Genomic DNA, 12,544 nt, shown 5'->3' on the forward strand with positions numbered 1-12,544 from the left:
GGGCCGGACGGGATGGGTGGACCGGGATTGGTTTGCCGAAACGGCTGTGCCAGAACCGGCCCGATGGACGGGGGCCTTGGTGTTCGCCCTGAGATATGGGCCTGATGGCATGGACCTGATGACATTGATCTGCCCGGGCAATCCGCCGGAGGGCAGCTCCGGGCGAGGTCTGCGGGAGACGCCGCAGGAAGGAAGGGCTCAGACATGCGCATCCTGTACGTCGAGGACGCCGTCGACATGGCCGAGGCCGTCGCGATCCGCCTGTCACGGGCGGGCATGGCCTGCGATCACGCCGACAGTGTCGAGACCGCCGAGGATTTCCTCGCGGTGCAGAGCTATGACGCGCTGATCCTCGACATCAACCTGCCCGGCCGGTCCGGCACCGAACTGCTGCAAAACCTGCGGGCACGCGGCGACCGGACCCCGGTGCTGATGCTGACCGCGCTGTTCTCGGTCGACGACCGGGTGACGGCACTGGACCTCGGGGCCGATGACTACCTCGTCAAACCCTTCGACCAGCGCGAACTGGAGGCCCGGCTGCGTGCGCTGCTGCGCCGCGAGGCGGAGCAGAAGAGCGAGGACCTCGTGCTCGGGTCGCTCAGCTTCGCGCCCGCCTCGATGACCGCGCGCATCGGCAGCGACCCCGTCGACCTCACCCGGCGCGAGGCCGCCCTGCTGTCGCTGCTGCTGCGCCATCGCGGACAGGTGCAGAGCAAGGAACGGCTCTACAACGGTCTCTTCGCCTTCAACGATGCGGATGTGGGGCTGAACGCGATCGAGCTCTACATCGCCCGCCTGCGCAAGAAACTCGCAGGCGCGGGCGTCACGATCAGCACCCAGCGGGGTCTGGGTTACCGGATCGACGCCGATGGCTGAGCCGCGTTCGGATCGGGGCCGGGATCGGTACACGGACCTGACCCCGGGTGGCCGCCCCAGCGGCCGCCACGACGGCAGCCCGCCATTCCGGCGTCGGGCGCGGTCTCCGGCCTCGATCCAGCTCCGGGTCACGGCCAGCGTGCTGGCGCTGCTGCTCGTCGGCGGCGTGGGCGTCGCCATCGCCAGTCTCGCCTACGGCCAGCAGGCCGCGCGGCAGAGCTATGACCGGCTGCTCCTCGGCGCGGCGCAGGATATCGCGGAATCGGTCACCATCATTAACGGCGGCCCGGTGACCGCCCTGCCCCTCTCGGCCTTCGAACTGCTCGCACAGGCCCCGGATGACCGCATTTTCTACGCCGTGCGCAACGCGGGCGGAGCCCTGCTGACCGGTCAGGAGGACGTGGCTCCGCCCGCCGCCTTCCGCGAGGCGCGCGAGGCCCGGGCACGCGACCGCTCCGGCGCGGTCTTCTACGACGCGCGGATGCAGGACGAGAAGGCGCGGTTCGTCAGCGTGCCGCGTCGCTTCGCGGAACGGGACTACTCCGGCGTCGTCACCGTGACCGTGGGCCAGACCATGCTGGCCCGCAACGACATGGCCTATATGCTGACCCGGGACGCGCTGATTGCGGCAGGCGTTCTGGGGCTGATGCTGATGGGGCTCTCGGTCCTGGTGATCCGCTCCGCCCTGCGTCCGATGGAACGCATCGCCGAGGAGATGCTGGCGCGCGATCCCTATGACCTGACCCCGATCATCACGCCGCTGCCCGCCGAACTCTCGGTGCTGACCGAGGCCATGAACCGCTTCATGGGACGGCTCGACCGGCAGGTGGGCGCCATGCGCAACCTGATCTCGGACACCGCGCACCAGCTGCGCACCCCCGTCGCCGCCCTGCGGGTGCAGGCCGAGCTGGCGCTGGAGGAGGAGGACGCGGCCAAGCGGCAGCAGATGGTCGCCCGACTGGCCGGGCGCACCCGGTCGCTGGGCGAGTTGCTGGACCAGATGCTGTCGCGCGCGCTGGTGATCCACCGCACCGACAGTGCCCCGCGCCTTGCCGTCGACCTGCGCGACGTGGCGCTGGAGGCGGTGGAGAGCGGCGATCACCAGCTGCTCTCCCCCGGGGCCGAGCTGGAACTGGTCATCGGGGAGGCGCCAGTCTGCGTGCTGGCCGACGAGATGTCGCTGCAGGAAGCCGCCAAGAACATGCTGTCCAACGCGCTGCGCCACGGGGTCGCCCCGGTGCGGATCGGGGTCAGCACCGAACGGGGCAATGCCGTGCTCTGGGTCGAGGACAGCGGGCCCGGCCCCGCCGACGACCTGCTGGCGCGGATCGGCAACCGCTTCGAACGCTCCGCCGCCGCGCGCGGGCAGAGCGCGGGCCTCGGCCTGTCGATCGTGCAGTCGGTGGCCTCTGCCTTCGGCGGTGACCTCACCTTCGCCGTGACCCCGGGCGGCTTCCGCGTCGCCCTGCGCCTGCCCCTGCCGGAGGAAACGGCATGATCCCCCGCTTCGCCCTGCTCCGCCGCCTGTGCCGCCCCTCCCCGACCGGAACAGGCCCTGCCGCGCCGCACGTGGGCGCCCCTGCCCTCGGTCCCCTGGCGCGGGCCCTCACCACAGCCCTCGCCACGGCCCTCACCTTCCTCTCCGCCCAGCCCCTCGCCGCGCAGGAGGCGACCGCCCGCTTCGGCACGGCACAGGGGACACCCTTCGCGGTCTATTCCACCACCGACATCGCGATCCTCCGCCCGGCGCTCGAGGCCTTTACCGCCGCCAATCCCGATCTCTCGATCCGCTACGAGCAATGGGGCTCCAACGCGCTCTATGCCGAGGCGCGCCAGCAATGCCGCACCGGGGCCGGCCCGGCGGATGTGATCTTCTCCTCCGCCGTGCACCAGATGGTGGAACTTGTGAACAGCGCCTGCGCCCGGCCCTACAGCTCTCCCCGCACGCAGGCCCTGCCCGAGACCCGCCGCTGGCGCGACGAACTCTGGGGCGTGACCCACGAACCGGTGGTGACGATCTACAACCGCCGCCTGATGCCCCCGGGCGAGGCCCCGCGCACCCGGTTCGAACTGCTCGACCTGATGCGCCGCGCCGATCCGCGCTATTTCGGCCGGGTGGCGACCTACGACATCGAGGCCTCGGGGCTGGGTTACCTGCTGGCCTTTGCCGACAGCCTGGAGGCCACCACTTTCGGCGCGCTGCTGGAAGGCTTTGCCCGCATCGACGCCATCGCCACCTGCTGCTCCGCCGAGATCATCGAGGGCGTGTCCGAGGGGCGCTACCTGATCGCCTACAACGTTCTGGGCTCCTACCTGCAGCTGCAATCCGCGCCGGGGCTGAACGCGAACGTCGGGGTGATCCTGCCCGAGGACTACACGCTCTTCCTGTCGCGCGCCTACATGATCCCGCGCAGCGCCGGGAAGCCCGAGGCGGCGCATCGCCTGCTCGACTTCCTCCTCGGCCCCGAGGGGCGCGAGATCCTGCGCCGCAGCGGCCTCGTCTTCGAACGCGATCCCGATGTGCAGGGCCTGCCGGAAAGCTCCGAACGCGCTGTGGAGATCGACCCGACCCTGCTGATCGCCCGCGACCGGCAGCGCCGCGCCAGCTTCATCGCGCAGTGGCGGTCGGTCTTCGGGGACGCGGAACCGGCCCCCTGACACGGCCCCCTGACACGGCCCCCGGCCCCGCGCGCGCTCCTCTTCCGCCGCAGCTTACGCCCCGTGAGCCCGGCATCAGGCACCGATTTTCTGAGGAAACCTTTACATCCGGGCCCGGAGTTGCCAGTTTCGAGGAGAACGCGCGAGCCACCCGCCCCGAAAGCGGCCTCGCCAAAGTCACGCACTCCCCCCGAAAGGATATCCGACATGACCCAGGCAAAGCCGGGCGACACCCTGAATCTCCACTACAAGGGCACCCTTGACGACGGCTCCGTCTTCGACAGCTCCGAGGGCCGCGATCCGCTGACCTTCGAACTGGGCGCGGGCCAGATCATTCCCGGCCTCGAGGCCGGCCTCATGGGCATGGAAGTGGGCGAGACCCGCAAGGTCCGTGTCGAGGCGGCGGATGCCTACGGCGAGCACATGCCCGAGCGGATGCAGGCCGTGGACCGCGCCAATGTCCCCGACCACATCCCCACCGAGCCCGGCACCCAGCTGCAGGTTCAGACCCAGGACGGCCAGGCGATGAACGTGGTGATCGCCGAGGTGACCGACACGCAACTCGTGCTCGACGCCAACCACCCGCTCGCCGGCAAGGCCCTGACCTTCGACGTGGAGCTGGTCAGCATCGCCTGATCCCGCCCCAGCCGCACGGCAAACGCCCGCCGGTTCCCCCGGCGGGCGTTCTCGTATCCGGAAGCGGCAACGCCCGACGCGCCCCTCCAGGGGCAACGCCCGACGCGCCCCTCCAGAGGCGACGCTCGATACGCCCCTCCAGGGGCGATGCCCGACGCCCCCTCACCTTCATCTTTCCCGAAGTACTCCGGGGGAGTCGCGGCACGCGACGGGGGCAGCGCCCCCTGCCCGGTCCCGAGGGCACGCCCCCCCGTGCAGGGTATGCCCCGCCCCGAACCTCCCCCCGCACCGCTTCCCTGACCGCCTGCCTCAGACCGCTTCGGCAAGCGCGAGGTCGAAGATCTCCAGCGCCGTGTCGATCTCCTCTTCCGAGACCGTCAGCGGCGGCGCGATGCGGAAGACCGAGGCAAGCCCCTTCAGCCCGGCGATGTTCATGTTCAGCCCCTCGCGGGCGCAGATGTCCATGACCCGCACGCCATAGGCTTCGTCCGCCTGCTTGGTCGCCCGGTCCGAGACGACCTCGACCCCCAGAAGCAGGCCCCGGCCGCGCACGTCGCCGATCTTCTCGTGCTTTTCCGCCAGCCGGTTCAGCCCGGCGGTCATCCGCGCGCCCATGGCGGCGGCGCGGCCCGGCAGGTCATCCCGCTGCATGATCTCGATCACCTTCACGCCCACGGCGGCGGGCAGCGGATCGCAGACATGGGTGGTGTAGAAGAGGAAGCCGCGCTCGGCCGCCCTGGCCTCGATCTCGGCGCTGGTCATGATCGCCGCCAGCGGCAGCCCCGCCCCCAGCGTCTTGGAGAGCGAGAGGATATCCGGCACCACGCCGTCGCGCTCGAAGGCGAAGGCCATGCCGGTGCGGCCCATGCCGGTCTGCGCCTCGTCGAGGATCAGCAGCATGCCGCGCTCCTCGCATTTCGTCTTCAGCGCCGCGATGTAGCCCTTGGGCAGTTCGATGATCCCGCCCGACGACAGGATCGGCTCCGCGATGAAGGCGGCGAGGTTGCCCGTGGACTGGGCGTCGATCAGGGCGAAGGCATCGTCGAGATCCGCCTGCCAGCTGATCTCGCAGCCGGCGAAGCGGGGGCGGTAGGCATTGGGCACGGGAATCGAGAAGTTGCCCGCCGAGACCGGGCCATAGCCCTTGCGCCCCGCTGCATAGGTGGCCGCGGCCGCGCCGCCGGTCATCCCGTGCCAGCTGGAGGCGAAGCTGACGATCTCGAAGCCGCCGGTCACCAGCCGCGCAAGGCGCAGGGCGGCGTCGTTCGCCTCGCCCCCGGTGGTCAGCGGCAGCACGCGGTCCAGCCCCTCGGGGGTGATCGCGGTCAGCCCCTCGGCCAGTTCCAGCACCGGCGCGGAGAGCATGCCCGAATGCAGGTGCACCACCTTGTCGATCCACTCGTGCATCACCTGCGTCAGCTCCGGGTGCCGGTGGCCCAGGATGCCCGACATCTGCCCGGAGGTGAAATCCAGCACCCGCTGGCCATCGGCGGCAATGACATAGCTGCCTTCGGAGCCGACGATTTCACGGTCGAAGAAATGCGCGCCGTAGCGGATCAGGCTGGCATCGGCGCGGGCAAGGAAATTGGAGGAAGACATGGGAGCCTCGTGTCTGGGAGGGAGAGTTGCTGGCGGCGATGCTAGCGGCTCTCCCGGCGCGAAGTTCCGCGATTTGCGGTGTTTGCGAGATTAATTCTTCAAAGAGGAGGGCTTGAGGAGGATACTGCGCAGGATTCGCGACTCTGGAGGCATAGATGCTCGACCCGCTGGACCGGAAACTGCTGATGGCGCTGCAACATGATGCGCGCCGCACCAATGCCGATCTCGCCGAGGAGGTCGGCCTCTCGGTCTCGGCCTGTGCCAAGCGCGTGGCGCGATTCTGGTCCGACGGGCTGATCGCCCGCTCCGTCGCCCGTCTCGACCGGCGCAAGTTCAAGCGCCCGGTGACCGCGACGGTCATGGTCTCCCTCACCGCGCCCAAGGCCAATGTCTCGCAGGAGTTCGCCCGCCGAATCTGCGCCTATGACGCCGTGCAGCAATGCCACGTGGTGACCGGGGACTTCGACTTTCTGCTGATCGTTCAGGAGCGCTCGATCGAGGCCTACCACGACTTCGCACAGGAGGTGTTCGGGGAATGGGCCTCTGTGGCGGACTACAAGACCGTGTTCTTGCTGCGAAGCTACAAGAACGAGAACACGCTGCCGGAGTTTTGCCTGACAGCCGCCGAGTGATCCGGGCTGCGGGGGCCAGCGATGGGCCAATGGACCGGCATCGTGACCGGTTGGCCCCTGCCCGATACGTCCTTACGAGGCGTGAAACGCGCGGACACGCAGGAAGCGGTCTCTCCGTCCGTGGTCAGGCGTGGAAACGGCAAGAAAAGGAAGGACTGAACGTCTCGACCGGTCGCTTGGCGACCGTCGTATTCACTCAGTTGGAATTTGAAGGGAAGTGGCGCGCTGGGGAGGATTCGAACCCCCGACCCCTTGATTCGTAGTCAAGTACTCTATCCAACTGAGCTACCAGCGCGTCGTGGAGGAGCATCTACGGTATCCCGTGGGGGGGCGCAAGGGCGAATTCCGGATTTTTCGAAGCTGCCCCGACGACAACCATGTGACAGTGCCATGACAGGGGGCCGACGCCGGACATCACGGGGCGCGGAGGCCCGGACGACACCCCGAAAACGGGTGAAAAGGCCCGGGCGCGGACCCGGTGGGCTCTCTGGGACCACATGCGCGAGGGGGATCGGGCCAGCGGGAATCGGGCTGGCATGAAGCAGGGGAGCACAAATCGCGCCGACACACCCCGGCCCTGCTCGACCGGCCGCGCCGCTCCTACGGGCCCTGCTGCGCTCAGGCGCGGCGGTCGGACAGGTCGACACCGCCCTTGGGCAGGAGAATCGTGAACTCCGTCCCCTCGGGCCCGGTGCGGTCCAGCTTCAGCGTGCCGCCGTGGCCGCGGATCAGCTCTGCCGAGATCACGAGGCCAAGGCCCGAGCCCCCCTTGCGTGCCCCGCCCTGGAAGGCGGTGAAGAGGAACTCCTGCGCCTTCGGCGGCAGGCCGGGGCCGGTGTCGGTGACATGGATGATCCAGGCCTCGTCGTCCTCGCTGGCGGCCACGGCGATCTCGCCCGGCTTGCCGCTGGTCACGATGGCCTGCCGCGCGTTGCGCACGAGGTTGGAGATCACCCGGTAGAGCTGCTCCTGATCCGCCCGCAGCATCAGTGTCGCGGGAATGTCCTCGGCAAAGGAGATGTCGGACTCGCCCACCGCCAGCCGCTCGCTGTCGATCACGTCCCCCACCACGTCCGCGAGGCGGATGTGGGAGAGCTGCGGCGCGGGCTCCTCGGCCTTGCCGAAGGCGAGCGTCGATTCGCACAGGTGCACCGCGCGGGTGATCGAGTTCACCAGCTTCGGCGCGAGGCGCTGCACGGCCGGGTCCTCGGAGGCCTCCAGCCGGTCGGTGAAGAGCTGCGCCGATGTGAGGATGTTGCGCAGGTCGTGGCTGATCTTGGCCACCGCCCCGCCCAGCTGGGCCAGCCGCTCCTTCTGGCGCAGCGCGGCGGTGAGCTGCGTCTGCAGGGTATGGAGCGCCTCCTCCACGTCGCGCAGCTCGCGGATGCCGGCCTGCGGCTCGATCACGCGGCGGCTGTCCTCGGGCGATTCGGCATAGGAGAGCACATGCCCCACCACCCTCTTGATGGGCCGCATCAGGAAGACCCGCACCGAGAGGAAGAGCAGCAGCGCGGTCAGGAGCGAGATCGTGGCCGAGAGGACGAGCACGCCAAGCGCGTAATCCAGCATCGCCGTGCGCAGCGGCTGGGTCGGCATGGTGATCTCGATCAGCTGGCCCGCATCGCGCACCGGGCTGCCGATCACTCGGATCACCCGATTCTCTCCATCCATCAGCAGGCGCAGCGCATCGTGGATCAGGACGGGCGCCGTCGCCTCGCGCAGGTCATATCATAGGTCTGGTAGATCGGCTGCGGCACGGGGGAGGAAAGCACCAGCTGCCGGGCCTCGTCACGGCGCAGCACCACGTTGTAGACCTCCGCATTCCGCAGCAGTTCCTCCTCGATGTCGGGGCTGATCATGTCGTCGGCCAGCAGTGCCAGCGAGGCGATCTGCGACCGTTCCAGCCGGTCGAACAGGTAATCCTCGCGGAATCGCGCCACGGAGGGCACCAGCACCAGAATTTCGGCCAGCACGACGAAGACGCACGTCAGAAGCAGGAAGCGGCCGGAAAGGGAGGTGATCATCATATGTCCGTGTCATGGGCGCGAGGGGCATGGCCCCCTTGATCCCTAGACCTATGTCGCGCGGGGCGTTGCGGCAAGTCGCACGCGAATCGAAGGGCTTGTGAAAAACATCGCCTCCGGCCCCGATGCGGGTTTGACAGTGCCCGGATGCATCCCTATAGAGCGGGCTTCAATGAACACGCGTGGGCCCGCTGCGATTCTCGCAACGCTGACGCCTGCCAGATCAACAGCCTGCCCGCCGCAGGTGACATGACGGAGACGGAGCGATGAAACGCACCTACCAACCCTCGAACCTCGTCCGCAAGCGGCGTCACGGGTTCCGTGCGCGCATGGCCACCAAGGCCGGCCGCAAGATCCTGAACGCCCGCCGCGCACGTGGCCGGAAATCGCTGAGCGCGTAAGTCGCGCCAGCTGAAGACCGATGACACCGCCGGAGACCGACGCCAAGGGGACCTGTTCCCCGCAGGCCGAAGTGTCTCCGGCGGTTTCCGATTGTCCGGAGCCTGCCGGGGAGACCACGGGACCGGCGGCTGACGCGGGGCCCGAGAAGGGTCCAGACACCGCCACTGGCACGCAAGCTGACACGGCCCGCGTCAAACCGCGCCCGGAGCCCAAGCCGCTCATCGCCAGTGCCCCTGCCCTGACCGTCATGCGGACCCGCGCCGAGTTTCTCGCCGCCGCCCGTGCCCGGCGTCAGGGGACCGGCTCGATGATGGTGCAGGCCCGCAAGCGTCGCGACGACGACCCCGTCGAGGGCATCCGCGTCGGCTTCACCTGTTCCAAGAAGGTCGGCAACGCCGTCGCCCGCAACCGCGCCAAGCGCCGGCTGCGCGAGGCCGCCCGCGCGGTTCTGCCACATACCGGACAGCCCGGCTGGGATTATGTCCTGATCGGGCGCGCCGGGACCACTGCGGGGCGTCCGTTCGACAAGATGTGTGACGACCTGCGCTATGCCCTTCGGAAACTCCACGAGAAACCCTGATGTGCGGCCCTGACGCCCCTCCCCACGGCGAGGACCGCGCCCCCGTCGCGGCGCCCGAGGCGCCTGCGCGCATGACGCCGCTCGCCTACGTGCTCTCGCTGCCGATCCGGGCCTACCGGCTGACCTTCTCGTCCTACGTGGGCTTCAATTGCCGGTACGACCCCACCTGCTCCGCCTATGCGATGGAGGCCCTGCGCCGCCACGGCGGAATCAAGGGCGGCTGGCTGACCTTCCGCCGCGTGCTGCGCTGCCACCCCTGGGGCGGTTTCGGCGTCGACGACGTGCCGAAGTGACCGGCTGACCGGCGCCGCTCGCGACCCCCTGCGAGGCGTCTGCCGCCCCGCACCGACGATCCTTCGCACGGCGGACGCCCGCGCCCTCCCCGCCTCTCCGGCGCGCCCTGCCACCCGCGCCGATTTGACTTCCCTTGCGCCCCCGGTTCTGGCATCACCCCGCCCATGCTCGACGACGCTGACGATATCCACGCGCTCTTCCACGGCGCGCCCAAGACGACGGAGTTCAAGAAACTCCGCAAACGCATCGTGCAACAGACGCGCGAGGCGGTGGATCAGTACGGCATGATCGAGCGCGGCGCCAAGTGGCTGGTCTGCCTCTCCGGGGGCAAGGACAGCTATACCCTGCTTGCGGTCCTGCATGAGTTGCAGTGGCGCGGCCTGCTGCCGGTCGAGCTGCTGGCCTGCAATCTCGATCAGGGTCAGCCCGGCTTCCCGGCCACCGTCCTGCCCGAGTTCCTCGAGAAGATGGGCGTGCCGCACCGGATCGAGTATCAGGACACCTATTCCATCGTCATGGACAAGGTGCCCGCGGGCCGGACCTATTGTGCGCTCTGCTCCCGGCTGCGCCGGGGCAACCTCTACCGCATCGCGCGCGAGGAAGGTTGTTCCGCCGTGGTCCTCGGCCATCACCGGGACGACATCCTCGAGACCTTCTTCATGAACCTCTTCCACGGCTCACGGCTGGCCACCATGCCGCCGAAGCTGGTGAACGAGGAAGGCGACCTCTTCGTCTACCGCCCCCTCGCCCATGTGGCCGAGGCGGATTGCGAGAAATTCGCCCGCGCGATGAACTACCCAATCATCCCCTGCGACCTCTGCGGCTCGCAGGACGGGCTCCAGCGCCAGCAGGTGAAGGCGATCCTCGACGGCTGGGAAAAGAACGCCCCGGGCCGCCGGCAGAAGATGTTCCGCGCCCTGACGAACACGCGCCCCTCGCATCTCCTCGACCCGAAACTCTTTGATTTCGCTGGACTTACCCGCGGCACCGGTGCGCCGGCGAGCCCTGACGACGGTGTCCCCGACCTTTGATCCTGCGGGATTAAGCCTCTGTTCAGACCGTGCGCGTAGCCTTTCCGTGACGTGAAAGGACAAGCGATGCCCGGCCCACATCTTCCTGCGATTCTGGCCCGCACCCGCTCCGCCATGACGGGGCCGCATATGCTGGCCTTCCTGCCTGCCGCGACCCTCGGGGCCTTCTGGCTCGGGGGGGAGGTGCTGCTGTTCATCGTCTCGCTGGCGATTCCCGCGCTGTTCGGCCTGCTCATCGGCTTCGGCCCGCCCCCGCCGCTCAAGCACCGGGCCAGCGATTCCGTCACGGGCCTGCCCGCCCCCGACACGTTGGAGCGGATGTTGAACCGGGTCCTCAGCGACACGCCCGGCGCGCGCGCCGGCACCGCCTGTTTCCAGGTCCGGATCGACGATTTCGACGTGGTGCTGAACCGATACGGTCAGGCGGCGGGGGAAACGCTGCTGCATCGCACCGCGGACCGCCTCCGCGGCGCCCTGCGGGAGGCGGACGCGATCGTGCGCATGGGCGACGCGCAGTTCGGCATCGGCATCGCCCCTGTGACCCACCTCGACCTCGAAGTGGCGATCCAGATGGCCGCCCGGCTCCAGTCCGCGGTGGAAGAGCCGATCTCGCTCGATTCGACGGTGATCTACATCTCCTGCTCCGTGGGCTTCTGCCTCGGCTCCCGTGCGCCCCGCCGCACGGCCGCGACGCTGATCGACGCCGCCAGCGAGGCCCTGCGCGAGGCGGCCAATACCGCGCCCTCCTCGATCCGCGCCTGGTCCGAGGAGATGCGCCAGACCCGGCGCAGCACTTCCCTCGACAGTGACGAGGCCGCGGCGGCGCTGGAGAACGGGCAGATCGTGGCCTTCTTCCAGCCGCAGGTCTCCACCGACACCGGTCAGGTCAGCGGGCTGGAGAGCCTCGCCCGCTGGCAGCATCCGCAGCGCGGCCTCGTCGGCCCGTCCGAATTCCTGCCCCTGCTCGAAGAGGCCGGGCTGCTGGAGCGTCTTGGCGAAGTGATGCTGCACAGCGCCCTCAGAAGCCTGCAGGGCTGGGATCGCGCGGGGCTGAAGATCCCCATGGTCGGGGTGAACTTCACCGGGCAGGAACTGCTCAATCCCCGCCTGATCGAAAAGATCCGCTGGGAACTTGACCGCTTCGACATCGCGGCGGAGCGGCTCTGCGTCGAGGTTCTCGAAACCGTGGTCGCCGCCTCGCCGGATGATATCGTGGCCCGCAATATCAATGGGCTGGCCAAGCTCGGATGCCGGATCGACCTGGATGATTTCGGGACCGGCCACGCCTCCATCTCCTCGATCCGGCGCTTTGCGGTGGAGCGGATCAAGATCGACCGCAGCTTCGTGCTCAAGGTCGACCGGGACGCGGAGCAGCAACGCATGGTGGCCGCAATCCTGACCATGGCGGAGCGTCTCGGCCTCGATACCCTCGCGGAAGGGGTGGAGACCGCGGGTGAACATGCAATGCTGGCCCAATTGGGCTGCGGCCACGTGCAGGGCTATGGCATCGCCCGCCCGATGCCGGGCGAGCAGGTGGGCGACTGGCTCATGGCCTATACGGCCGGGCTGGGGGCCCCACCGGCGATCGGGCATCGCACCGGATAGGGCCGTGCGCATGCCTGCCTCTGCGCGGCGCGCCAACCGTCCCCTCCGATCGCACCACCGACGCCCCCACATCTCTTGCCGGCCCCGCCTCTCTCAAAGTCCCCGTCGTCCAGGCCCCCTTCATCTGCCGCGCTGTCCCAACCTCTGTCACCCCCGGCCCTCTCTTACTGCGACAAGTCCCAGTTCCCTGACTGGCCAAGCCTCCGT

At 68.9% G+C, this 12,544-nt stretch carries 11 protein-coding genes, 1 tRNA gene and 1 pseudogene; 10 read left to right on the forward strand and 3 right to left on the reverse strand.

All coding sequences use genetic code 11. The features are described 5' to 3' along the window. The first annotated feature begins 204 nt into the window (after positions 1 to 204). The 4 genes from ACX9MO_RS03230 to ACX9MO_RS03245 all read left to right on the forward strand — a co-directional run bounded on the left by ACX9MO_RS03230 (position 205) and on the right by ACX9MO_RS03245 (position 4,170). Positions 205 to 876, forward strand: a complete 672-nt coding sequence (locus tag ACX9MO_RS03230; RefSeq protein WP_462213532.1) for a response regulator transcription factor — start codon at positions 205 to 207, stop codon at positions 874 to 876. Continuing rightward, the gene (locus ACX9MO_RS03235) at positions 869 to 2,374 is read left to right on the forward strand and encodes a sensor histidine kinase (protein WP_462213533.1); all 1,506 of its coding nucleotides are present in this window, start codon (positions 869 to 871) and stop codon (positions 2,372 to 2,374) included. Before ACX9MO_RS03230 ends, ACX9MO_RS03235 begins: the two co-directional genes overlap by 8 nt. Further along, a complete protein-coding gene (locus ACX9MO_RS03240; RefSeq protein WP_462213534.1) occupies positions 2,371 to 3,534 on the forward strand; it encodes an ABC transporter substrate-binding protein in 1,164 nt (387 codons plus the stop codon). The genes ACX9MO_RS03235 and ACX9MO_RS03240 overlap by 4 nt, the downstream gene beginning before the upstream one ends. A gap of 207 nt (positions 3,535 to 3,741) precedes the next feature. Then, positions 3,742 to 4,170 (forward strand): FKBP-type peptidyl-prolyl cis-trans isomerase, encoded by a 429-nt coding sequence (locus ACX9MO_RS03245; protein WP_222492258.1) that lies wholly within the window; start codon positions 3,742 to 3,744, stop codon positions 4,168 to 4,170. Positions 4,171 to 4,479: 309 nt separating this feature from the next. Here ACX9MO_RS03245 and ACX9MO_RS03250 read toward each other — a convergent pair whose 3' ends face one another. Further along, the gene (locus tag ACX9MO_RS03250) at positions 4,480 to 5,769 is read right to left on the reverse strand and encodes an aspartate aminotransferase family protein (protein ID WP_462213535.1); all 1,290 of its coding nucleotides are present in this window, start codon (positions 5,767 to 5,769) and stop codon (positions 4,480 to 4,482) included. A 155-nt stretch (positions 5,770 to 5,924) separates the two neighbouring features. Between ACX9MO_RS03250 and ACX9MO_RS03255 the strand changes: the two genes are divergently transcribed. Beyond that, the gene (locus tag ACX9MO_RS03255) at positions 5,925 to 6,401 is read left to right on the forward strand and encodes an Lrp/AsnC family transcriptional regulator (RefSeq protein WP_462213536.1); all 477 of its coding nucleotides are present in this window, start codon (positions 5,925 to 5,927) and stop codon (positions 6,399 to 6,401) included. A 218-nt stretch (positions 6,402 to 6,619) separates the two neighbouring features. On the opposite strand, the gene ACX9MO_RS03260 is transcribed toward ACX9MO_RS03255, so the two are convergent. Both ACX9MO_RS03260 and ACX9MO_RS03265 read right to left on the reverse strand, forming a co-directional pair. Further along, positions 6,620 to 6,696: transfer RNA gene (locus ACX9MO_RS03260), tRNA-Arg, on the reverse strand. Positions 6,697 to 7,019: 323 nt separating this feature from the next. Beyond that, positions 7,020 to 8,425, reverse strand: a pseudogene (locus ACX9MO_RS03265) (sensor histidine kinase). Positions 8,426 to 8,691: 266 nt separating this feature from the next. On the opposite strand from ACX9MO_RS03265, the gene rpmH reads away from it, so the two are divergent. The 5 genes from rpmH (at position 8,692) to ACX9MO_RS03290 (ending at position 12,337) form a co-directional block, all read left to right on the forward strand. Further along, positions 8,692 to 8,826 carry a 50S ribosomal protein L34 gene (gene rpmH / locus ACX9MO_RS03270; protein WP_005980833.1) on the forward strand — a complete coding sequence of 45 codons (135 nt, stop codon included), beginning with the start codon at positions 8,692 to 8,694 and terminating at the stop codon, positions 8,824 to 8,826. Positions 8,827 to 8,846: 20 nt separating this feature from the next. After that, a complete protein-coding gene (gene rnpA / locus ACX9MO_RS03275) occupies positions 8,847 to 9,407 on the forward strand; it encodes a ribonuclease P protein component (RefSeq protein WP_462213537.1) in 561 nt (186 codons plus the stop codon). Positions 9,408 to 9,478: 71 nt separating this feature from the next. Continuing rightward, positions 9,479 to 9,700 carry a membrane protein insertion efficiency factor YidD gene (yidD, locus tag ACX9MO_RS03280; protein ID WP_222493020.1) on the forward strand — a complete coding sequence of 74 codons (222 nt, stop codon included), beginning with the start codon at positions 9,479 to 9,481 and terminating at the stop codon, positions 9,698 to 9,700. Positions 9,701 to 9,865: 165 nt separating this feature from the next. Further along, the gene (gene ttcA, locus ACX9MO_RS03285) at positions 9,866 to 10,732 is read left to right on the forward strand and encodes a tRNA 2-thiocytidine(32) synthetase TtcA (RefSeq protein WP_462213538.1); all 867 of its coding nucleotides are present in this window, start codon (positions 9,866 to 9,868) and stop codon (positions 10,730 to 10,732) included. 66 nt (positions 10,733 to 10,798) lie between these two features. Then, positions 10,799 to 12,337 carry a putative bifunctional diguanylate cyclase/phosphodiesterase gene (locus tag ACX9MO_RS03290; RefSeq protein ID WP_462213539.1) on the forward strand — a complete coding sequence of 513 codons (1,539 nt, stop codon included), beginning with the start codon at positions 10,799 to 10,801 and terminating at the stop codon, positions 12,335 to 12,337. Positions 12,338 to 12,544 lie beyond the last annotated feature (207 nt).

Source organism: Pseudooceanicola profundus (genome assembly GCF_054919315.1).